General features: G+C 59.5%; 22 protein-coding genes and 1 pseudogene. 10 read left to right on the plus strand and 13 right to left on the minus strand.

The annotated features are described in order from the left end of the window. Nucleotides 1-13: 13 nt before the first annotated feature. Both pth and C7477_RS12530 read right to left on the minus strand, forming a co-directional pair. Nucleotides 14-724 carry an aminoacyl-tRNA hydrolase gene (gene pth, locus C7477_RS12525; protein WP_110752606.1) on the minus strand — a complete coding sequence of 237 codons (711 nt, stop codon included), beginning with the start codon at nucleotides 722-724 and terminating at the stop codon, nucleotides 14-16. A gap of 26 nt (nucleotides 725-750) precedes the next feature. Then, entirely contained in the window at nucleotides 751-1,392 is a 642-nt protein-coding gene (locus C7477_RS12530) for a 50S ribosomal protein L25/general stress protein Ctc (protein WP_110752608.1), read from the minus strand. Nucleotides 1,393-1,682: 290 nt separating this feature from the next. Here C7477_RS12530 and C7477_RS12535 point away from each other — a divergent pair, with 290 nt between their 5' ends. The 3 genes from C7477_RS12535 to C7477_RS12545 all read left to right on the plus strand — a co-directional run bounded on the left by C7477_RS12535 (nucleotide 1,683) and on the right by C7477_RS12545 (nucleotide 4,322). Continuing rightward, on the plus strand, nucleotides 1,683-2,048 hold the full coding sequence (locus tag C7477_RS12535; RefSeq protein WP_110752610.1) for a DoxX family protein: 366 nt from the start codon (nucleotides 1,683-1,685) through the stop codon (nucleotides 2,046-2,048). A gap of 77 nt (nucleotides 2,049-2,125) precedes the next feature. Then, a complete protein-coding gene (locus C7477_RS12540) occupies nucleotides 2,126-2,599 on the plus strand; it encodes a VOC family protein (RefSeq protein WP_181418409.1) in 474 nt (157 codons plus the stop codon). A 196-nt stretch (nucleotides 2,600-2,795) separates the two neighbouring features. Next, nucleotides 2,796-4,322 carry a helicase HerA domain-containing protein gene (locus C7477_RS12545; RefSeq protein ID WP_110752614.1) on the plus strand — a complete coding sequence of 509 codons (1,527 nt, stop codon included), beginning with the start codon at nucleotides 2,796-2,798 and terminating at the stop codon, nucleotides 4,320-4,322. Between the two features lie 68 nt (nucleotides 4,323-4,390). Here the strand turns inward: C7477_RS12545 and C7477_RS12550 are convergent, their stop codons facing one another. The 6 genes from C7477_RS12550 to lgt form a co-directional block, all read right to left on the minus strand. Further along, nucleotides 4,391-5,323: a ribose-phosphate pyrophosphokinase gene (locus C7477_RS12550; RefSeq protein WP_110752616.1), complete on the minus strand. Its 933-nt coding sequence runs from the start codon at nucleotides 5,321-5,323 to the stop codon at nucleotides 4,391-4,393. Between the two features lie 282 nt (nucleotides 5,324-5,605). After that, nucleotides 5,606-6,181, minus strand: coding sequence for a hypothetical protein (locus C7477_RS12555; RefSeq protein WP_110752618.1), 576 nt, complete (start codon nucleotides 6,179-6,181; stop codon nucleotides 5,606-5,608). A gap of 61 nt (nucleotides 6,182-6,242) precedes the next feature. Next, the gene (locus C7477_RS12560) at nucleotides 6,243-7,394 is read right to left on the minus strand and encodes a M24 family metallopeptidase (protein WP_110752620.1); all 1,152 of its coding nucleotides are present in this window, start codon (nucleotides 7,392-7,394) and stop codon (nucleotides 6,243-6,245) included. Between the two features lies 1 nt (nucleotide 7,395). Further along, entirely contained in the window at nucleotides 7,396-8,190 is a 795-nt protein-coding gene (gene pgeF / locus C7477_RS12565; protein WP_110752622.1) for a peptidoglycan editing factor PgeF, read from the minus strand. A gap of 271 nt (nucleotides 8,191-8,461) precedes the next feature. Beyond that, complete coding sequence (locus C7477_RS12570) at nucleotides 8,462-9,541, minus strand: class I SAM-dependent methyltransferase (RefSeq protein ID WP_110752624.1); 1,080 nt, start codon at nucleotides 9,539-9,541, stop codon at nucleotides 8,462-8,464. Next, nucleotides 9,538-10,389: a prolipoprotein diacylglyceryl transferase gene (lgt, locus tag C7477_RS12575; protein WP_110752626.1), complete on the minus strand. Its 852-nt coding sequence runs from the start codon at nucleotides 10,387-10,389 to the stop codon at nucleotides 9,538-9,540. The genes C7477_RS12570 and lgt overlap by 4 nt, the downstream gene beginning before the upstream one ends. A 127-nt stretch (nucleotides 10,390-10,516) precedes the next feature. On the opposite strand from lgt, the gene C7477_RS12580 reads away from it, so the two are divergent. The 3 genes from C7477_RS12580 to C7477_RS12590 all read left to right on the plus strand — a co-directional run bounded on the left by C7477_RS12580 (nucleotide 10,517) and on the right by C7477_RS12590 (nucleotide 12,032). After that, nucleotides 10,517-10,837: an accessory factor UbiK family protein gene (locus tag C7477_RS12580; RefSeq protein WP_110752628.1), complete on the plus strand. Its 321-nt coding sequence runs from the start codon at nucleotides 10,517-10,519 to the stop codon at nucleotides 10,835-10,837. A 340-nt stretch (nucleotides 10,838-11,177) separates the two neighbouring features. After that, entirely contained in the window at nucleotides 11,178-11,678 is a 501-nt protein-coding gene (locus C7477_RS12585) for a type III secretion system chaperone family protein (RefSeq protein ID WP_110752630.1), read from the plus strand. A 12-nt stretch (nucleotides 11,679-11,690) separates the two neighbouring features. Further along, the gene (locus C7477_RS12590; protein ID WP_110752632.1) at nucleotides 11,691-12,032 is read left to right on the plus strand and encodes a tRNA-binding protein; all 342 of its coding nucleotides are present in this window, start codon (nucleotides 11,691-11,693) and stop codon (nucleotides 12,030-12,032) included. A gap of 68 nt (nucleotides 12,033-12,100) precedes the next feature. On the opposite strand, the gene C7477_RS12595 is transcribed toward C7477_RS12590, so the two are convergent. The 3 genes from C7477_RS12595 to C7477_RS12605 all read right to left on the minus strand — a co-directional run bounded on the left by C7477_RS12595 (nucleotide 12,101) and on the right by C7477_RS12605 (nucleotide 15,033). Further along, entirely contained in the window at nucleotides 12,101-13,441 is a 1,341-nt protein-coding gene (locus tag C7477_RS12595; RefSeq protein ID WP_110752634.1) for an ATP-binding protein, read from the minus strand. Nucleotides 13,442-13,772: 331 nt separating this feature from the next. Then, nucleotides 13,773-14,501, minus strand: coding sequence for a response regulator (locus C7477_RS12600; protein WP_425373564.1), 729 nt, complete (start codon nucleotides 14,499-14,501; stop codon nucleotides 13,773-13,775). 28 nt (nucleotides 14,502-14,529) lie between these two features. Then, the gene (locus tag C7477_RS12605; RefSeq protein WP_110752636.1) at nucleotides 14,530-15,033 is read right to left on the minus strand and encodes a MarR family winged helix-turn-helix transcriptional regulator; all 504 of its coding nucleotides are present in this window, start codon (nucleotides 15,031-15,033) and stop codon (nucleotides 14,530-14,532) included. 459 nt (nucleotides 15,034-15,492) lie between these two features. Here C7477_RS12605 and C7477_RS12615 point away from each other — a divergent pair, with 459 nt between their 5' ends. From C7477_RS12615 to C7477_RS12630, 4 genes are all read left to right on the plus strand, one after another. Next, a complete protein-coding gene (locus C7477_RS12615) occupies nucleotides 15,493-16,383 on the plus strand; it encodes a branched-chain amino acid aminotransferase (protein ID WP_110752640.1) in 891 nt (296 codons plus the stop codon). Between the two features lie 254 nt (nucleotides 16,384-16,637). Next, the gene (locus tag C7477_RS12620) at nucleotides 16,638-16,922 is read left to right on the plus strand and encodes a hypothetical protein (protein WP_110752642.1); all 285 of its coding nucleotides are present in this window, start codon (nucleotides 16,638-16,640) and stop codon (nucleotides 16,920-16,922) included. A 146-nt stretch (nucleotides 16,923-17,068) separates the two neighbouring features. Beyond that, the gene (locus tag C7477_RS12625; RefSeq protein WP_110752644.1) at nucleotides 17,069-17,929 is read left to right on the plus strand and encodes an SDR family NAD(P)-dependent oxidoreductase; all 861 of its coding nucleotides are present in this window, start codon (nucleotides 17,069-17,071) and stop codon (nucleotides 17,927-17,929) included. Between the two features lie 120 nt (nucleotides 17,930-18,049). Further along, nucleotides 18,050-18,703, plus strand: coding sequence for an MBL fold metallo-hydrolase (locus tag C7477_RS12630; RefSeq protein ID WP_110752646.1), 654 nt, complete (start codon nucleotides 18,050-18,052; stop codon nucleotides 18,701-18,703). A gap of 59 nt (nucleotides 18,704-18,762) precedes the next feature. Here C7477_RS12630 and C7477_RS12635 read toward each other — a convergent pair whose 3' ends face one another. Together C7477_RS12635 and C7477_RS12640 are read right to left on the minus strand one after the other, a co-directional pair. Beyond that, a complete protein-coding gene (locus C7477_RS12635) occupies nucleotides 18,763-19,263 on the minus strand; it encodes a BA14K family protein (RefSeq protein ID WP_110752662.1) in 501 nt (166 codons plus the stop codon). 337 nt (nucleotides 19,264-19,600) lie between these two features. Then, nucleotides 19,601-19,806: pseudogene (locus C7477_RS12640) on the minus strand (IS110 family transposase); the annotation flags it as partial.

The following is a 19,806-nucleotide window of genomic DNA, read 5'->3' on the forward strand; positions in this document are numbered from 1 at the left end:
GTATGAGTAAGCGTCAATCCTTGCTTCCGAACAGCTTCTTCAGCATGTCGGCCATGGGGCCGGTTTCCGGCGTGTTCGCAGCAGGCTTGGCCGGGCGCGCCTGACGGATATGGCTTTGCGCCTTGGGAGCGGCCTGTTTCCGATCTTCGTGCTGGCCGCCGCCCATGGCGAGGAAGACGCGGTTCATGAAGCCATTGTTCTCGCCCTTCGCCAGCAAACCCGCATTATCGGCAATGGCGCCTAGAAGCGGGTCCAGCCATTCGCTATCAGCCTTGGCGAAGTCGCCCAGCACATAGCCGTGCACCAGTTCCTTGACGCCGGGATGGCCGATGCCGAGGCGTACCCGGCGGTACTCCTTGCCGCAATGGGCGTCGATGGACTTGATGCCGTTGTGGCCGCCCGAGCCGCCGCCGGTCTTGACGCGCAGCTTGCCGGCGGGCAGGTCCAGCTCGTCATAGATGACCGCGAGGTCGGCGGGGGAGAGCTTGTAAAAACGCATGGCCTCGCCGACCGCCTGGCCGGAAAGGTTCATGAAGGTCTGCGGCTTGATGAGGATGATCTTTTCGCCGTCGATGACACCGTCGGCGATTTCTCCTTGGAATTTCTTCTGCCAGGGAGAAAAGCGATGGCGGCGGTGTATTTCATCCGCCGCCATGAACCCGATATTGTGCCGGTTCTTCGCATAGCGGGAACCCGGATTGCCAAGTCCTGCGATGAGAAGCATCCCAGCACACCCTTAAAACAAGACGATTACTCGCCTTCCTTCTCTTCCGTCGCGGGTACGTCCGCAGCCGCCGTGGCAGCTGCGTCTTCCTCGGACTTGAGGCCGGCGGGCGCAGCGATGGTGGCGATGGTGAAATCGCGATCCTGGACAGCCGGCGTCACACCCTTGGGCAGGGTCACAGCCGAAATGTGGATGGAATCGCCCAGTTCGAGGCCCGTCAGGTCGATCTCGATGAACTCGGGGATCGCATTGGCCGGCGCGATGAGCTCGACATCGTGACGAACGATGTTGAGAACGCCGCCGCGCTTGATGCCCGGAGCCGCTTCGTCATTGACGAAGTGAACGGGGACATTGACGTGGACGACCGACTTCTCCGACACGCGCAGAAAATCGACATGGACCGGGACATCCCGAACCGGATCGAGCTGATAATCCTTCGGCAGGACCTGGATCTTCTGCCCGTCGATGTCGATCGTGGCAACCGTCGTCTTGAAGCCGCCGCCATGGATCTTGTAGTAGATTTCCTTGAAGGGCAAGGAAATCGAAATGGGTTGCTGCTTGTCACCATAGATGACAGCTGGCACTTTACCGTTGCGCCGAAGTTCCCGGGCGGACCCCTTACCGACCCGTTCGCGCGCCTCGGCCTTGAGCTCGTATGTTTCGCTCATGGCATTTCCTTTCGAGGTATATGGAGTTGCTTTCCTTCCGGTGGTCGGGCGGAAAGCATGGAGCAGCAGAACCGCCCCATTCCGTGTTGCCTCCAAGGGTGTCTACACGGATTCCGGCTCTATAACGGAAAGGCGGCAAACGCGCAAGTTGGGGGATAGTTTACTCAGAAGCAGGCCTCTGGCGGGGCCAAGGCCGGATGGCAGGCTTTCTTGCCAAGCTGGAAGAGATCATGGCGTGGGTGGATTGAAACCGCCAACGCATCGGGCAACATCGTAATCAGGAAACAATCATGAATATTCTCCTGTGGGTTCTTCAGGTCCTTCTCGCGCTGCATACCGCCACCGGCGCGGTGTGGAAATTTTCCAATCCCGCGCAAACGATGCCTTCCCTCAGCGCGATTCCACCCAGCGTCTGGCTGGGGATGAGCATCATCGAGCTGTTTTGCGCGCTCGGCCTGGTCCTTCCGATATTCTACAAACCGCTGGCGTTCCTGGTTCCGCTCGCGGCGATCGTTATAGCAGCGGAAATGCTGGCCTTTTGCGGGCTGCACATCGCTTCCGGTGACAAGAGTTACGGCCCGATGATCTATTGGCTCGTTGTGGCGGCGGTCTGCGCGTTCATTGCCTATGGCAGGTTTGCGCTGAGGCCTTTGTGAGGCGCCTGTTGCGGAGATTTGTCCGTTGAGGCAAGGTTGCGGCGCCAACCGAAATGGGAGAGGAATACGCAATGGCAATTGCCAAGAATACGATCTGCGTCTGGTATGACAAGAACGCCGAGGAGGCCGCCCGCTTTTATGCCGAGGTTTTTCCTGACAGCGCGGTGGGAGCTGTGCACCGTGCCCCCGGTGACTACCCGGCAGGCCAGGAGGGCGACGTATTGATGGTTGAATTCACAGTGGCCGGCATTCCTTGTCTGGGGCTGAATGGCGGCCCCAGCATCAAGCATAGTGAAGCCTTCTCGTTCCAGATATCCACCGAGGATCAGGAAGAAACCGACCGCTACTGGAATGCCATCGTCGGCAATGGCGGGCAGGAAAACGCATGCGGCTGGTGCAAGGACAAGTGGGGCATTTCCTGGCAAATCACCCCGCGCGTCCTGATGGAAGCGATGGCGGCCGGCGGCGGCGAAGCCAAGCGCGCCTTTGCCGCGATGATGGATATGAGGAAAATTGACGTCGCGGCTATCGAGGCGGCGCGGCGGGGGTGACTCGCCAAGCGCCCTCTTGGTTCGATGCTCCGCTCCGCACCTCACCGCGAGGGTAAAGGACGACCCGACGCTGTCACCTTGTTGTGGGTTTCGCGACAAGAGTGGCGCGCGGATGGATTTGGGGTGCTAAAGGAGCAGGTCGCTGGGGCCGTCATTTGTCCCTGCCATCAGTTCGCACAGCATTTCAGGAGGCAGGATGAAGGTCGGCATCGACATGGGTACGGCCGGCGGGGGTACCGTGTCCGGCGGAGCCGCGGCCATGCTCGACCTGGAAGAGCTTTTGGCGACGCGTTTGCTGGTGCAAGGCAATTCGGGTTCCGGCAAGTCGCATCTTCTGCGCCGCCTGCTTGAGCAGAGCGCCCAATGGGTGCAGCAATGCATCATCGACCCGGAGGGTGATTTCGTCACGCTTGCCGATACGTTTGGCCATGTGGTGGTCGATGGTGCGCGGACCGAGGCCGAACTGACGCGGATCGCCGCGCGCATTCGCCAGCACCGCGTCTCGGTGGTGCTTAACCTCGAAGGGCTGGATGTCGAGCAGCAGATGCGCTGCGCGGCGGCTTTTTTGGGTGGCATGTTCGATGCCGACCGCGATTACTGGTATCCGGTCCTGGTGGTTGTCGATGAGGCGCAGCTCTTTGCGCCTGCGGTGGGCGGCGAGGTTTCGGATGAGGCGCGCAAGCTTTCACTGGGCGCGATGACCAATCTGATGTGCCGGGGCCGCAAGCGCGGCCTTGCCGGCGTCATCGCCACGCAGCGGCTGGCGAAGCTTGCCAAGAACGTGGCGGCTGAGGCGTCCAACTTCCTGATGGGCCGGACGTTCCTCGATATCGACATGGCGCGCGCGGCCGACCTGTTGGGCATGGAGCGGCGGCAGGCGGAAATGTTCCGCGATCTCCAGCGCGGCCATTTCGTGGCGCTCGGGCCCGCCCTGTCGCGGCGGCCATTGCCGCTCAAGATCGGCGCGGTGGAAACTTCCGCCCGGTCGGGAAGCCCGAAGCTGATGCCACTGCCGGATGCGCCGGAGGATGCGCGCGATCTCATTTTCACGCCCGGCCCACAAGAAGTTCGCACAGTGGTACGGCGCGCGCCAGTTGCGCCGCCACCTCCTTCGACGGCGGAAATCCTCGCGCAACTTACGAGAGCAAAGCCGGAGCCGGAAGCTCCGGTCGAGCCGCTTTTTCCGGGAATCGTTGAAGCGGAGCGCGAAAGCCTCATCGAGAAGGTGATGCGCGAGATTATCGAGGATCCCGAAGCCTCGTTCCGCTCCGTGGCGGTGCTTTATCAGGATTTTCTGGTTCGTTGCCGCATTCACCGCGTACCGGGCGAGCCTTTAGCGCTGCCGGCGTTCCGCCGCAAGCTGGCGCTGGCTCAGACCAATCTCGACGGTGAAACCGCAGCGGGCAAGACCTGGCAGGAGGCGCTCAATCTTTCGGAAAGTCTTACCGATGACGTGCAGGGCGTGTTCCTGATCGTTGCGCAGGCCGCCGTGACGGGCGCGCCTTGCCCATCCGACGCGATGCTGGCGCGCGCCTATGGCACGCATTCGACCAGCCGTGCGCGACGGCTTCTCACCTATTTCGAGGAGAGGGGGCTTCTGGTGGTTCGCACCGATTTTACCGGAAAACGCGTTGTGGCCTTTCCGGATCTTGGTTGCGAGACCGGGCCGGGCGATCCGAACGCGCCTGATGAGATGGCGGAAGAGCGGGCTGCGGCGGAGTAAAATAGTGAGATAGGGAGTAGTGAGGTAGTGAGATAGAATTTTCTTCTGCTCACTACTTCATCATCTCTTTAATCAAACAGACTTGAAACCGACTCTTCCGCTGCCGTGCGCGAAATTGCTTCACCGATGAGATCGGCGATGGACAGCACTCGAATATTGGGCGCGGCCAAGATGGCGGCGGTGGGCTGGATGGAATCGGTGATCACCAGTTCCTTCATCTTGGAAGAGGTGATGCGGGCGACGGCGCCGCCCGAGAGCACGCCATGGGTGATGTAGGCGGTGACGCTTTTCGCGCCCTTGGCAAGCAGCGCTTCGGCGGCGTTGCAGAGCGTGCCGCCGGAATCGACGATATCGTCGAATAGCAGGCAATCCTTGCCGGTCACGTCGCCGATGATGTTCATGACTTCGGATTCGCCGGCGCGTTCGCGGCGCTTGTCAACGATGGCCAGCTGCGCGTCGAGGCGTTTTGCTAGCGCGCGCGCGCGCACCACGCCGCCGACGTCAGGCGAGACGACCATGATGTTATCCAGCGCATAGCGCGATTTGATATCGCGGGCCATGACCGGTACGGCATGGAGATTATCAGTCGGGATATCGAAAAAACCCTGGATCTGGCCGGCGTGGAGATCGAGGGTCAAAACGCGGTTGGCGCCCGCTTCGGTGATGAGATTGGCCACCAGCTTCGCCGAGATCGGCGCGCGGGAGGTGGGCTTTCGATCCTGCCGCGCATAGCCGAAATAGGGCATGACGGCGGTGATGCGGCGCGCGGAAGAGCGGCGGAAGGCGTCGATCATGATGAGCAGTTCCATCAGATGATCGTTCGCCGGGTAGGATGTGGACTGAAGGACGAAGACATCCTCGCCGCGGACATTTTCCTGAATCTCGACGAAAATTTCCTGATCGGCGAAGCGGCGGACAGTGGCCTTGCCCAAGGGGATGTCGAGATATTTCGCAACGGCCTCAGCCAGCATACGATTGGAGTTGCCCGCGAAAAGTTTCATGTGGCGATCTATCCCTGGCGCTGGATACGGATGAGCGGCCTTTTACCGCGACTCCGGCTGAATGCAAGCATGCAATCGTGGTATACGGCTAACAATCACTGAAAAGTGCCCGGTGTGTTGATATTCAGGTGAGGGTGGGCTGCGAATGGCGTCTTCCTGCGCTTCCGGTGCTCATGTACTAAAGTACACTCCGCTCCGGTTCTCGAAAGCCACCATTCTCGCCTCGCCCTGACCTGAATTTCAACACACCGTAGGCGCGTTACGATTTTTGCGCGCCATGTTTTACGTCGGCTTCGGGCGGTTCGCCGCGAGCCAGGTCGTGTATTCCTGCATGGTGCGGGTGGCGATTGCTTCCATGGCTGAAGCGGGGACGGCGCTCCAGGTGTCCGGGGCGCTGCCTGTCACCTTTTCCTGGCCCTGGATACGGTGCAGGCGGTTGCCGGCCGGGTCGAGGATATCCCAGACATAGACGACCACGGTCTGGCCGTTTTCGGCAAGCGCGGAGAAATAGCCCTTCATGACATAGGCCTGCCCCGCCTCGGTGGCGGCGGCGAGCGTCACGCCCAGGGTTTTCGCATCCGCCACCAGCCGCTGCGACAGCGGCGTGACGACGCTCACCGGCGCGCCGACGATCGGCGCAACCTGCAGCTTGTCGAGGCGTAGCGCGCCGGCGGTCTGAACCGTACCCGCCGTGGCCGTCCCGCCGGTGGTAAGCGGGGTGGATGAAGCGGGCGCGGAAGCGGCGGAGGTAGACGATTTCGGCACAGACAAGGCGTCTTCCGTGCTGTTGCAGCCGGCAAGCGCTACCGCCAGAATTCCGGCGAGCAGCAGAACAATCGAGGGGAATTGTCTTTTCATTTCTGGCCGCCTGCTCCCAGTCTGGATACCCGTCCCGTGCGCAATTTACCCGGATTCCTTTTCACTTTACAATGAGGTCAAGCGAGTGACGGGAAAGCGGTTCGGCGCCGCTGTTCGTGGTCAGATAGGTGCGGCCCAGCGTCATCGCGGTTCCGCTGTCGGAATCCATGATGATCATATGAGCGAAAAGCGTCATATCGGGCTCGATGCGCTCGGGATTGCCGGAATAGAACATCTGCGGGTCCATCCATGAAGGCGTGAAGCGCGCGCCCACCGAATAGCCGCAGGCGTTCAGCCGGTGCCGGGTCAGATCGTGCGCCTCCAGCACTTTGGCATGGGCGTCGAACACATCGCCAAAGGTGTAGGCGGGGGTCATTGTCGCCTCCACGGCTTCCAGCGCCTCGCGGGCGGCGTCGTAGAGCTCCAGATGCCGCTTGCTCGGCTTGCCGGTAAGGATCGTGCGCATCATCGGTGCATGATAGTGCCGGTAGACGCCGGACCATTCGAGCGTGAGCTGGTCGTTCTTCGTCAGCTTCCTGCGTCCGGATTTGTAGCGGCAGAGCAGGGCATCGGCGCCCGAGCCGATGATATATTCGTTGGCGGGAAAATCGCCGTCGCCCTTGAAATTGGCGCTCATCATGGCGGCGAGGATATCGGCCTCGCTGGCGCCGGCCTTGACGATCTTCAAGGCGGCATCGAGCGCATCGTCACTCAAGGCCGCGGCCTTGCGGGCGAAGGCGATTTCCGCCGGGCTTTTCAGAAGACGCAGTCTATCGACAAGGCCGGAGGCATCGGTGAGCCGGGCAAAGGTGGTCAGCTGCTCGTCGAGCTTGCGGCCGTTGGCGGCGGTCAAGCCGTGGGTCTGGTATTCGATGCCGATATGGGCGCCCAGCAGGTCCAAATTGTTGAGAAGATCGCGAAGATCCGCGGCAGGATTGGCGTTTTCCCGATCGGTCCACAGCACGATGTTGTCGATATTGGAGGTATGGCGCGCCTGCCGCAAATCCGCCGAGCGGGTCATGAGCACCATGGAGCCGTCGGATTTGACGACGAGGCATTGAAAAAAGCAAAAGCCGAAGCTGTCGTAGCCGGTCAGCCAATACATGCTCTCTTGCGAGAACAGGAGCAGCGCATCGAGCTTTTCCTCCGCCATCTGCAGAAGCAGACGGTCGTGGCGGGCGGTATACTCTTCCGGCTCGAAATGTAAGGCCATGCTATTCTCCCACTATGGCTATGGCTGAAATCTGCCTTCCGTAATCCGGTTCCTTGCGGTGCGTGGCGCGCCGATAGGAAAAGAACCTCGTTTCATCCGCATAGGTACATTCTTTCACCGCATCGGCCTGCACACCTGCCGCTTTCAACCTGTCGAGGATGAAACTCCACAGGTCGAACATATGGTGGTTTTCTTGGGCTGAAGGGCGGAAATACCGCTCATAGGAAGCAACTCGCGCGATGAACTGAGCGAAAAACTCCTGTCCGACCTCGTAATTCTCCGGCCCGATGGTGGGGCCCAGCACGGCGACAATGCGCGAGCGTTCCGCTCCGAGCGCGATCATCGCCTCGACGGTATTTTCAAGAACACCATCGATGGCGCCGCGCCAGCCTGCATGGGCCGAACCGATGACGCGTGCTTCGATATCCGCGAAGAGCACCGGGCCGCAATCGGCGCTGAGCGCGCCCAGCGCGATACCGGGAACATTGGTGACCATCGCGTCGGCCTTCGGCCTTTCGCCGTTAAACGGCGCGGTGACGGTGACGACATCCGGGGAATGCACCTGATGGACGGTCAGCAGTTTTTCCGGTTCGACGCCCAGACTTTCCGCCACCCTGCGACGGTTTTCCGCGACATTGCGCGGCTCGTCATTGGAGCCCGCGCCGATATTGAGGCTATGGTAGATGCCTTCCGAAACGCCGCCCTGGCGAGTGAAAAAGCCATGCGTGATGCCGTTGTCCTTGCCCGCATCCAGAAGCGGCTGGTGTATCGGGGCGGGGCGGTTGTTGGTCAGCATGGCAAGGCTCCTCACAGCGCGGCGATGGTGAGGGAGGGGGGAGGGGATGTCAATTGGCGGATTTGGTAAAGCGGCTTGGGTAGCGCCCTTCGCCCCTCACCCTTACCCTCTCCCCGTAAACGGGGAGAGGGGGACTTGGACGCCGGTGCTTTCTGTTCTCTCTCATCGATGGTAAAGAGGGGACGCAACGCTAATGCCTCCCTCTCCCCGTTTTACGGGGAGAGGGTAAGGGTGAGGGGCACTTGGCGCTACGAGCACTTTTACCTGGGTATCAACCGAACGGAAAAATCCTCGTCCTGCCATCACTGACACAGAGCACTTTAAAGAGCGTACCCATCTGGTCGGAACCTGCGAGGCGCTCGACATCGCTCCTGATCTGCTCTTGGGCCGTCTCATCCTTATCCCCCCCAAGCTGCCCGGCGCGGTCAAGCAATCCCATGGCAAGCAGAAAGTCGCATTGCGTCATCGTAGCCGCGCGGCAGGACAATGCGCGGGCGGTTTCGGCCAGCGCTGCAAAATCCACATGGCTGGTGAGGTCCGCCTCGCCGGGCTTTTCGAAGACATCCTGGAATTGATGTTTGGAGACGGCTTGCAGCGTGTCGCCGAAGCCCGCTTCGAGATGGCCGTAGTCGATGAGCAGGGCAGCGCCACGGTCGGCAGCGATCCGCTCGGCGATCCGCTGCATTAGGGCGGTGCGGGCGGGCGCGGCCTCGAATATCGCGCCCTCCGGCGCTTGTCCGTGGCCTGTGGGAAGAAGCGCGGCGTTGATGGAACTGATGCCTGCGGTAAAACAGAGTTGCTGATTTATGGCTGTGACGAGACGCTCGACAAAGCGGCCATTGGCTTTCACATATTGGCGGATCGGCAGCGCGTCGAACAACTCGTTGGCGACCAGGATCAGCGGTCCTTCCGGGATTTCCTGGATATCGCGATACCAGTTGATGGACGGCGCGGCGCCGTTCAATTTCTCCTGCTGGATTTCGGTCAGGCGAGGGCTGGTTTCGACCATGGCGACGCGGGCGGAGCGCAAAAAATCCGGCGCGATCCGCGCCAGCGTGCGCAACATATCCGCCATCAGTGTGCCGCGTCCGGGGCCGATTTCGCAGAGCACTGCGTTTTGCGGGCTGCCCAGCGCGGCCCAGGCGCCGGTGCACCAGACGGCGATCAGTTCGCCGAACATCTGGCTCACCTCAGGCGCGGTGATGAAATCGCCTTCGCGGCCGAATGGCTCGCGCGTGGTGTAGTAGCCCGCCTCGCGGTCGCCGAGGCAGGCGGCCATGTAGTCGGCGACGCCGATCGGTCCGGCGGTTTCGATCAGCCGGACCAGACGATTTTTTAGTGGCGTTGTCATGCGATCTCGCGGCCGGCGGCTTTCTTTGCCCGCAGAACCGCCCAAAGGCCGACCAGCACCATGGGAAGCGACAGAACCATGCCCATGGTGAGCCAGCCGCCGAAGAGATAGCCCAGTTGCGGGTCCGGCTCGCGGAAGAACTCGACGAAGATGCGGCAGAGGCCGTAACCGGTGACGAAGATGCCGGTAATATAGCCCGGCGTTTTCAGCTTCAGCCCCTTCCAGGTCAGGAACCAGAGGACGGTGAAGAGCACGAGCCCTTCGAGCGCCGCCTCATAGAGTTGGCTCGGGTGGCGCGGCAGCGGGCCGCCATTGGGGAAATAGACCGCCCAGGGCACATCGCTGACCCGGCCCCATAGCTCGGAATTGATGAAATTGGCGATGCGCACCAGGCCGAGCCCGACGGGAACGCCGGCGGCGATCGTGTCGAACATGCTCCACACGCCAGTGCCGCGCGAGCGGGCGAAGAGGATCATGGCGAGCGTGGTGCCGAGAAAGCCGCCGTGGAACGACATGCCGCCATCCCATACCGCGGGGATGAGGAGGGGATTGGCGAGGTAATAGTCGAAATTATAGAAGAGGACGTAGCCGATGCGTCCGCCGATGACGACGCCGATCGCGGCCCAAAGCACGAAATCATCGAGCATATCGGGCTGCATCGGCGGCTTGTCGTTCGCCCAGAGGCGCGGCGTGGAGAGAAGGCGCCTGCCGTACCACCAGGCGAAGAGAATGCCCACGACATAGCCGACCCCGTACCAGTGCACCTGCAGCGGGCCGAGCGAGAAGATCACCGGGCTGATATCGGGAAAGGGCAGGCCGGAATGGATGGGCGGAAGCGTCTCGTTCATGGGGGTCTCTCGTAAACAGGGCAGTAAGGCAGTAGGGCAGTGACAAAGCAATAAAACATACTGCCATATTGCCCTACTGCCCTACTGCCCTTATCTGAAAAATAACACGCAACAGAGGAAATAAGCCATGAACAGCGGAACGAACAGGATTCTCGACGAATTCGCCAAGCTTGTGACCGATGCGGCCGGCGCGGCGCAGGGTGTGCGGCGCGAGATGGAAACGGCCTTCCGCGCGCAGGCCGAGAAGCTTCTCAATTCGATGGATGTGGTGCAGCGCGAGGATTTCGACGCGGTGCGCGAAATGGCGGTTCGGGCGCGGACGGAAAACAGCGCGCTCATCACCCGGATCGAAGCGCTCGAGGCGCGTCTTGCCAAAATCGAAGAGGCATCGACGCCGAAAGCCGCGAAATCATCCTCCGCTTCGACGAAATCCAAAGATAATTCTTAAAAACTTATCAACAGGTCGCGAGCGGCAAAAACCCTTTTCTCAGAGTCGGTTATGCCGCCGCCTAACTCTCCCGAAGGCCTCTGTCCACATGCTTTCCGTGTCCCGTTGCGAAAAGGGACTAGCGCTCTGAGTCAGCATCAATAGACTGAAAACACTGCATGATTCGAAGCAATCGTGTGGTGACGGCGCGAAGGGGTCTTAGCGGGTCAGTGCCTACAGGCCGTTCTCCAGTATCAGTGTAGTGTTTACGTGTGCTTTCGGGCGGGCGTGTGGTGCGTTCGTCTCAAGATTCGAGCATGGCCTTTTTCAAGAAGGTGTGCTCCAGATACAGGAAATGGTCATGAGCCTTCTTGAGCTTGAAATCGCTCGCGATGCGCATCCAGTGGATGTCATCGAACAGGTCGCTTATTCAAACGACTGGTCGTTCGAGCGTACAGGCGACGATGAAATTGCCATGTCGGTGGCGGGATCGTGGACGGATTACCACGTGTCCTTCTCCTGGATGGAGGACTGCGAGGCGCTGCATCTGGCGTGCGCATTCGATATCAAGGCCGGCGAAACGCGTATTACGGAAATGATGCGCCTTCTCTCGCTCATCAATGAACAATTGTTGATGGGGCATTTCGATTATTGGCAGCAGGAAGGCGCGATCATGTTCCGCCAATCGCTGCTTCTGGCCGGCGGCGCGGAGCCGACGAATCGCCAGGTGGAAGTGCTCTTGAGCTGCGCGCTCGATGCCTGCGAAACCTATTTCCAGGCCTTCCAGTTCGTCGTCTGGTCGGGTATTACGGCGCGCGAGGCGCTGGATAGTGTATTGTTCGAGACGGTTGGTCACGCATAAAGTAGAATTGGCATGTCTGACACAATCAGTTGGGATGATTTCGAAAAGGTCGACATACGCTGCGGCACGATCATCGAGGCCGAGCCGTTTCCGCAAGCACGGAAGCCGGCCTTGAAGCTGAAGATCGATTTCGGTGCGGAACTTGGCATTCGCAAATCCTCCGCCCAGATTACAAAGCATTACACGCCGGAGCAATTGATTGGCCGCCAGGTGCTGGCGGTGGTCAATTTCCCGCCGCGCCAGATCGGCCCGTTCATGTCGGAAGTGCTGACGCTTGGGCTTCCGGACGAGGATGGCGCGGTTGTGCTGGCTGCGGTTGATAAGCCGGTGCCGAATGGGGGAAAGCTATTTTAGTGAGCAGTGGTCAGTGAGCAGTGAGCGGGATTTTGCTGCTTACCGCTCACTGACCACTGCTCACTATCTCATACCGGTATCCTCACCACCGCCCTTAATCCCCCCAGCGGGCTGTCGTGCAGCGTGATATCTCCGCCGTGGCTGCGGGCGATGTCGCGGGCTATGGCGAGGCCTAGGCCTGTGCCGCTCGCATCCTGATTGCGCGCCTCATCGAGACGGACGAAGGGTTTGAAGACATCCTCACGCTTGTCCTCGGGAATGCCGGTGCCGTTATCATCGATGGTAATGGTCAGCACCGTATCGTCGTGAACAGCCGTCACCTCGACCATTTGCGCGTGGCGGAAGGCATTGCCCACCAGGTTGCCGATAAGGCGCGTGAAGGCGTTTGGCCGGACTTCGACAATGCTCCCGCCTTCTATATGGGCGTGGAATTCGCGATGACGAAGTTTCGCTTCTTCGGCGAGCTTGTCGAAGAGACGGGCGAGATCGAAAATTCCTTGCTCCTCCTCGGCCTCGCCGCGTGCGAAAGCCAGATAACCCTCCAGCATCGACTGCATGTCTTCGATATCCTGATTGAGCGGCTCGGTATCGACGGTGGAGCCGGAAAGCGCCAATTGCAGCTTGAAGCGGGTCAATATGGTGCGCAGATCGTGGCTGACGCCGCTCAGCATCGCTGTGCGCTGCTCGATCTGGCGCTCGATGCGCTCGCGCATCTGGATGAAGGCGATGCCGGCGCGGCGAACCTCCTCCGCGCCGCGCGGGCGGAAGCCCTCCGGCATCGGCTGCCCCTTGCCGAAGCTCTCGGCGGCCTTGGCGAGCTGCTGGATCGGCATGATCTGGTTGCGCAGGAAAAGGATGGCGATGGAGAGCAGCACAAGGGCGGTACCGACCATCCAGATCAAGAAAATCAGCGTGTTGGAAGCATAGGCCTGGCTGCGCCGGGCGAAGACGCGCAGCACCTTGTTTTCAAGCTGGATGCGGATTTCGATCAGGTCGGAATCGCCGACCGTATCCAGCCAGAACGGCCGGTTGATCTGGCGGGTGATCTCCTCGCTCAGGAAGTCATCGAGAATGGAGAAAAATGGCTTTGGGCCCGGTGGGGGCAGGGGATTGGGCGGCAGGATGGAGATGTTCAACCCCAGGCGCTGTTGCGCGATGCGAATAATGTTTTCGTAGCCCGGATCCTGCGGGTAGGTTTCGATAATATCGATGATGGCGGAGATATCGCGCACGACCGCGGTCGAGAGGCGCTCGGTCACCATCTGCCAGTGGCGCTCCATGAAGACGAAGGCGATGACGGATTGCAGTAGCACCATCGGCACGATGACGATGATCAGCGAGCGGGCATAAAGCCGCTTCGGCATCTTGCGCGCCAGCCATCTGGCAAATTTCGTCCAGAGCGATTTCATGGCGTGAGGGGGCGCTTTCTGGATACACCCCCCTCTGCCCTGCCAAGCATCTTCCCCGCCTCTCCCTCCGTCATCCTCGGGCTTGACCCGAGGATCCACGGCAAAGGGGCGAAAACGGCGCTATCACAAGCAACGGGATCGTAGGCTGCAGTTCCGGTTATCAATCGAAGAGTGAGTACTTTATTTTCTTTCTGGAATGCGTTGGCGATACGGCTAGGTCCGTGCTCCCTAGCCGTGGATCCTCGGGTCAAGCCCGAGGATGACGACAGGAGGCGGGGGAGATGCCCGGCAGGGCAGAGGGAGGTGTTGTCGAGCGCCGCCATTCAGGAGATCACTCTATACTAAGCTTATAGCCAATCCCGCGCACAGTCTGGAGCCAGACCGGATTGGCCGGGTCCTGCTCGATCTTGCGGCGCAGGCGGTTGATCTGCACGTCGATGGTGCGCTCGCCTACCTCGCCTTCCTGTCCGGTCAGCTCGTGGCGGGGGACGGTTTCGCCGGCGCGCTCGGCGAAGATCGCCATGATATCCTGCTCGCGATCCGTCAGCTTGATGTTCTCGCTGCCCTTTTTAAGCTCCTTGCGCGGAATGAAGAATGTGTAGGGGCCGAAGACCACCTGCTCGATCTTCGGCTGTTGCGGGGCTGGGCCACGGCGCAGGATGTTGTTGATGCGCAAGATCAGCTCGCGCGGGTCGAAAGGCTTGGGCAGATAGTCATCCGCACCGGCCTCCAGGCCATCGATCCTGCTGTCGGTCTCCGACAAGGCCGTGAGCATCAGGATCGGCACGTCCTTTTCCTCGCGCAGCGATTTCGTCAGCGATACGCCGCTTTCGCCGGGCATCATGACGTCGAGAATCAAGAGGTCGAAATCGATGCCTTCCAGCTTTCGCCGCCCTTCCGCTGCGTTGGCGGCCACGGTGACGCGGAAGCCGCTGCCGGTCAGATATTGTGACAGAAGACTGCGGATGCGGGTGTCATCATCGACAATGAGAAGATGCGGTGCGTCGTCGGAAACCGGCTTTTGTTCCATGGCGATCTCGGGACCCCTTGTGTTCGTCATGTCATTCCTTGTTCTCTTGTGACGAATTCTAACCCGCCGCAGGCGAACTGTCGACCTGCCCTCGCTGAGCTGGATTGACCATCGCCTGGAGAAAGTTTTCGATCGCGGCGCGGTTTTCCGGGCCGCTTTCTCTCAGCGCCTGCGCGATACGGCGGGACTGTGGCCGAGCGAGGGCAAGCGCCAGCTCGCGGCCCTTGAGGGTGGGGTATAGTTCCCGCTGGCGCCGGTCGCGCGGCCCGGTCACCTGCACGACATGTTCCGTGTCGATGAGTTGCTTGAGCACACGGGCCAGGCTCTGTTTGGTGATCTTCAGAACGTCCAGAAGCTCCGCAACCGTCATGCCAGGCTTGCGGTTGATAAAATAGAGAACACGGTGATGCGCCCGGCCGAAGCCTATCTTCTCCAGGATCAGGTCGGGATCGGCGGTGAAATCCCGATAGGCGAAGAACAAAAGCTCGATGATGTTCAGGTCGGGAGCATCCTCGCTGGAGAGGGCCGTGGCTATGGGGGGGGCATCCTTGGCAGGGGTCACTTCGCCAATTCCTGATTTAAAGCCGAAAAATATGTCAGTCTTGTTGACTTATTTTCAGAGCGCTGGTAATTTTTGCCAAGCTGACGGTCATATTTTGAATGAATGATTAAGTTTATACGGCTGTTCAAGACATAATCCCTCTTGGAATTGGGCGTATAATCATTTTGTCCGCCAGCCTGCCTTCCGTTTGCCGGGAACGGACGGTATCACAACAACCCGGCCTTGAAACAAGGCATGATTTTGGCCAAAAAGTCTGCAACTTTTTGGAGTCATGTATAAAAGTAACGCATGATCTTATCCAAAAAGTCTGCAACTTTTTGGGACCATGCAAAAAAAGCAACGCATGATCTTATCCAAAAAGTCTGCAACTTTTTCGGATCATGCAAAAAAAGCAACGCATGGTCCCAAAAAGTCTGCAACTTTTTGGGACCATGCTTAGGGAAACGCCTGGAGGTTAACATGGCATCCGTTCCATTCGATCAGCTAGAAGGTACCATCTGGATCAATGGCGAATTCGTTCGCTGGGCGGATGCGAAGGTACATGTATTGACCCATGGGCTGCACTACGGCAGCGCTGTGTTTGAGGGTGAACGCGCCTATGGCGGCGAAATCTTCAAGCTCAACGAGCATACCGAGCGCCTGCACGAATCCGCCCATATCCTCGGTTTCGATATTCCCTATTCCGTTGCTGAGATCAACGAGGCATCCCGCCAGCTCCTCGTAAAGCAGGGCTTTCAGGATGCCTATGTGCGCCCGATCGCCTGGCGCGGCAGTGAATCCATGGGCGTTTCGGCGCAGCAGAACCGCATCAATCTCGCCATCGCCATCTGGCAGTGGCCGAGCTATTTCGATCCGGAGCAGAAGCTGAAGGGTATCCGCCTCGACATCGCGGAATATCGCCGCCCCGATCCTCGGACCGCGCCGTCGAAATCCAAGGCGAGCGGCCTCTACATGATCTGCACGATCTCCAAGCACGCGGCGGAAGCCAAGGGCTATGCGGATGCCATGATGCTGGACTGGCGCGGCCAGGTGGCCGAGGCGACGGGCGCCAACATCTTCTTCGTCAAGGACGGCGTCATTCACACGCCCACGCCGGACTGCTTCCTGGATGGCATCACGCGCCGTACGGTGATCGATCTTGCCAAGCGTCGCGGGTATTCGGTGGTGGAGCGTGTCATCATGCCGGAAGAGCTCGAAGGTTTCGAACAATGCTTCCTCACGGGAACTGCGGCGGAGGTTACTCCGGTTGCGGAAATCGGGCCGTATCGCTTTACGGTCGGCGATATCACGGCCAATCTGATGCACGATTATATGAGTGAAGTGCAGCCGAAACGCGCTGCTGCCGAATAGGTTGTCAAGACAGTAGGGCAGTAGGGAAACAAGGCAGTATGTTACTACTCTAAAACATATTGCCCTACTGCCTTATTGCCTTACTGCCCTATTTGGAAATGCTCTGTTAAGTTTTAAACAGGAAAAGCGGCGATTTTCGCCGCATTTTTTCTTTTAAAACAACTATCCCGTTTGACTTTATCCATAAACCGTCCAACATCCATCTTGCCGGAAGATTCGGCTTTGGCGAGAAACACTTAGACGGGGTGACAATTATGGAATCTCAACTTATTCCCATCATCATCCAGCTGATTTCCGGCGCTGTCGGCGGCAACATTGCCGGCGCGGCCAAGAGTTTAAGCCTCGGTACGGCTGGAAATACTGTGGCAGGCGGCATCGGCGGTATCCTGCTCAGCCAGCTTCTGCCGCTCCTGACCAATGGCAGCCTCGATTCCACGATGAGCGGAGCCATTGGCCACATCGCCGGCGGCGGTATCGGCGGCATCGTGCTGACCGCCATTGTCGGCCTGATCAAGAACGCCGTCGCCAGCAAGGCGTAAGCGACAAATCAAACGCGGGCCTGCTCGGGTTAAGCCTATAAGGGCTTTCCCGAGAGCCTTCGTGCGTATGTTGCGGGCAGCGAAGGGAACCATTTGCCTCGTTGGGCTTTTATCCGTGTGATTTGTTTACTTGGGCGGAGAAAGTCATGTCCTCCAACAGACTTAAAGGAAAAGTGGCTGTTGTCACGGGCGCAGCGCGCGGGATTGGCCGGGCGGCTGCGGTGGCTCTTGCGCGTGAAGGCGCAAAAATCGCTGGAATCGATATTGCAGGGCCGGTCAGCGCGATTAGCGAGGTGACGCCGGCTACGATGGATGAGTTCGCCGAGACCGGGCGTCTCGTGCGCGAGGCCGGCAGTGAATGGGAAGCATTCCGGCTCGACCAGCGGAACTTTGAAGCGCTCCAATCGGCAGCGCAAGCGACGCATGACAGATTCGGGAAAATCGATATCCTTTTTGCGAATGCAGGTATCCAGGCATTCAAGCCAATCCTGGAGATGGAGGCCGCCGATTGGCATGACCACATCAATGTCAACTTAAATGGCACCTATCATGCGATCCGCGTAGTGGCGCCTTTTCTCGTCAAGAACGGCGGAGGCCGCATCATCGTCACCGCCTCCACGCAGGGCCGGCACGGCACGAAGTTCGGCTCCGCCTATTCGGCTTCCAAATGGGGCATCATTGGCTTGATGAAGTCGGCGGCGCTTGAGCTGGGCGCCTATGGCATCACCGTGAACGCTCTCATTCCCGGATTGATCGACACCGCTCTCACCAGGCATCGCCAGCGTTACGCTCAAGTGATCGATGACCTGAAAACCACCGAGCCTCTGGGGGCGTTGGAAGCGCAAGCAAGGAAAATCCTCGAGGCGCGCACGCCGCTCGGCGTTCCCTGGATTTCACCTGAAGACGTGGCGCCGATTGTGGTGTTTCTCGCCAGCGATGAAGCCAAAATGGTATCGGGCGCTACCTATGACGTCACCGGCGGTGACAGCGCCAATAATACGGCGTGACCGGCCATCTGTATTAGGAAGCGCCAGCTTCCGCTCCCGTCACCGATCCGATAAAACTTACCTGAGATTCTACGCTTGCATCGTCCTCTCACGCCCAGAGGACGAACATAGGAGACCGTCATGGGCCAATTGAAGGCGCTGGTTATTCCCGTCACCGCTTTTGAGCAGAATTGCACCATTCTGTTCGATGACGAGAGCAAGAGGGGCGTGGTCGTCGATCCGGGCGGCGATGTGGATCGTATTCTGGAAGCCTTGCAAGCCAACGGGGTCACGCCCGAGGCAATCTGGCTCACCCATGGCCATATCGATCACGCGGGCGGGGCGCTCGACCTGAAGGAGGCGCTCGATATCGAGATCATCGGGCCGCACGAGGCGGACAAATTCCTTCTCGACAATCTGGAGATGATCGCACTTCGATACGGCATCAGCGGCGGGGTGCGCAATATGACACCCGACCGCTGGCTAGAGGAGGGAGACAAACTCTCCTTCGGCAATCATGTGTTCGAGGTGCTGCACTGTCCCGGTCACGCGCCGGGACATGTCGTCTACTTCAACAGAGATGCGAATTTCGCCCATGTGGGGGATGTGCTCTTCAACGGCTCTATCGGCCGCACCGATCTGCCCGGTGGCGACCATGCGGCGCTGATCCGTTCGATCAAGGAAAAGCTCCTGCCGCTCGGCGACGAGATCGGCTTCATCTGCGGTCATGGACCGGGTGGGCGGTTCGGCGAAGAGCGGCGGACGAATCCGTTTTTGGTGAGCGGTGAGCGGTGAGGCAGTGAGCAGTGAAATCTACCGTGCTTACTGCTTACTGCTTACCGCTCACTGTTCACTCAATTCGCAGTGCAGAAATGGCTTTGCCCGTCATAGCCGACGAAAGTGCCCGTACGCGGATTGAACGAGCGGTAGCGGCTGGAGCAATAGCTATACCATCCACGCGTCCACGGCTGGTAGTTGCCCTGATAAGTCACGTAACGCGTGACGACGCGGGTTCGGGTCTGCACCGGCGGGTAATAAACCACCGGGGGCTGCTGGTATATGACAGGCGCCGGGGCATAAGGCGCCGCGTAAGTCGGCTGCGATAGCGCGCCGCCAAGTATTGCACCTGCCGCCAGACCGATCGCGCCGGCTGCCCAGGCATCGCGGTGATCGTGATGGCGATAACCGCCCCAGTAGGGACCGGGGCCACCCCAGCGAGGCCCGCCCCAATAGGGACCGGGACCACCCCAGCCGCCATACCAGCCATGGGCGGATGCGGCGCTGATCGACAATGGGGCCACTACCACCGCCGCCGATGCCATGGCCAAAACTGCTGCTTTCACAAAGCGGTTCATTTCGATTGCCTCCTTCAGAAGCATAGAATTTTCCGGCTGGATAACGGTTTAGCTCCAACCTGAGTTCCAGATTTATCGAACGCTACATGAACAGAAGCTGAACAGTTTACAAAGGGTTAACGACGCGTGGGATAGCGGGCAGTGAACAGTGAGCTAGAGCATTTCATTTTTAGGTTGAAACGGTGATATTCTTTTATCGGTGCGGACTGTTTCACCGTTGAGGCATGGATTCCTGTGACAAGCACAGGAATGACGGCAATATGGCTTTTGACACAAGCCTAAACATTTCGGCCTGCAAGACGATGAAGTTTCAGGCGAAAAACCCTCTCTTCCGTCATCAAGTCAGTTGCGGCTTGGGGGCGATTTTGTCACGGATGCGGGCGTTTGCGCGGATGATGATCTTTCGCATGATGGCTGCAAGAGCGAGGCGCTTTGGTTTTCCGGCCTCGAGGAATGCCTTGTATGCCGCGGCCAGATCATTTTTGCCGCGGATGGCGGTCAGGGCTGCGATGAAGAGCATCGGCCTGATGTGACGGCGCCCGC

Origin of the sequence: Paramesorhizobium leguminum, assembly GCF_003217235.1 — a bacterium.
In the GTDB taxonomy this organism is placed as follows: Bacteria; Pseudomonadota; Alphaproteobacteria; order Rhizobiales; family Rhizobiaceae; genus Paramesorhizobium; species Paramesorhizobium leguminum.

Excerpts from the sequence above, each read along its gene's own strand:
- C7477_RS12560 (WP_110752620.1), bottom strand. The coding sequence starts at position 7,394 with ATGGCCTTACATTTCGAGCCGGAAGAGTATACCGCCCGCCACGACCGT.
- C7477_RS12590 (WP_110752632.1), top strand. The coding sequence starts at position 11,691 with ATGTCTGACACAATCAGTTGGGATGATTTCGAAAAGGTCGACATACGC.
- C7477_RS12630 (WP_110752646.1), top strand. The coding sequence starts at position 18,050 with ATGGGCCAATTGAAGGCGCTGGTTATTCCCGTCACCGCTTTTGAGCAG.
- C7477_RS12570 (WP_110752624.1), bottom strand. The coding sequence starts at position 9,541 with ATGACAACGCCACTAAAAAATCGTCTGGTCCGGCTGATCGAAACCGCC.
- lgt (WP_110752626.1), bottom strand. The coding sequence starts at position 10,389 with ATGAACGAGACGCTTCCGCCCATCCATTCCGGCCTGCCCTTTCCCGAT.
- C7477_RS12580 (WP_110752628.1), top strand. The coding sequence starts at position 10,517 with ATGAACAGCGGAACGAACAGGATTCTCGACGAATTCGCCAAGCTTGTG.
- C7477_RS12530 (WP_110752608.1), bottom strand. The coding sequence starts at position 1,392 with ATGAGCGAAACATACGAGCTCAAGGCCGAGGCGCGCGAACGGGTCGGT.
- C7477_RS12620 (WP_110752642.1), top strand. The coding sequence starts at position 16,638 with ATGGAATCTCAACTTATTCCCATCATCATCCAGCTGATTTCCGGCGCT.
- C7477_RS12625 (WP_110752644.1), top strand. The coding sequence starts at position 17,069 with ATGTCCTCCAACAGACTTAAAGGAAAAGTGGCTGTTGTCACGGGCGCA.
- C7477_RS12600 (WP_425373564.1), bottom strand. The coding sequence starts at position 14,501 with ATGACGAACACAAGGGGTCCCGAGATCGCCATGGAACAAAAGCCGGTT.
- C7477_RS12595 (WP_110752634.1), bottom strand. The coding sequence starts at position 13,441 with ATGAAATCGCTCTGGACGAAATTTGCCAGATGGCTGGCGCGCAAGATG.
- C7477_RS12615 (WP_110752640.1), top strand. The coding sequence starts at position 15,493 with ATGGCATCCGTTCCATTCGATCAGCTAGAAGGTACCATCTGGATCAAT.
- C7477_RS12555 (WP_110752618.1), bottom strand. The coding sequence starts at position 6,181 with ATGAAAAGACAATTCCCCTCGATTGTTCTGCTGCTCGCCGGAATTCTG.
- C7477_RS12585 (WP_110752630.1), top strand. The coding sequence starts at position 11,178 with ATGAGCCTTCTTGAGCTTGAAATCGCTCGCGATGCGCATCCAGTGGAT.
- C7477_RS12550 (WP_110752616.1), bottom strand. The coding sequence starts at position 5,323 with ATGAAACTTTTCGCGGGCAACTCCAATCGTATGCTGGCTGAGGCCGTT.
- pgeF (WP_110752622.1), bottom strand. The coding sequence starts at position 8,190 with ATGCTGACCAACAACCGCCCCGCCCCGATACACCAGCCGCTTCTGGAT.
- C7477_RS12545 (WP_110752614.1), top strand. The coding sequence starts at position 2,796 with ATGAAGGTCGGCATCGACATGGGTACGGCCGGCGGGGGTACCGTGTCC.
- pth (WP_110752606.1), bottom strand. The coding sequence starts at position 724 with ATGCTTCTCATCGCAGGACTTGGCAATCCGGGTTCCCGCTATGCGAAG.
- C7477_RS12635 (WP_110752662.1), bottom strand. The coding sequence starts at position 19,263 with ATGAACCGCTTTGTGAAAGCAGCAGTTTTGGCCATGGCATCGGCGGCG.
- C7477_RS12535 (WP_110752610.1), top strand. The coding sequence starts at position 1,683 with ATGAATATTCTCCTGTGGGTTCTTCAGGTCCTTCTCGCGCTGCATACC.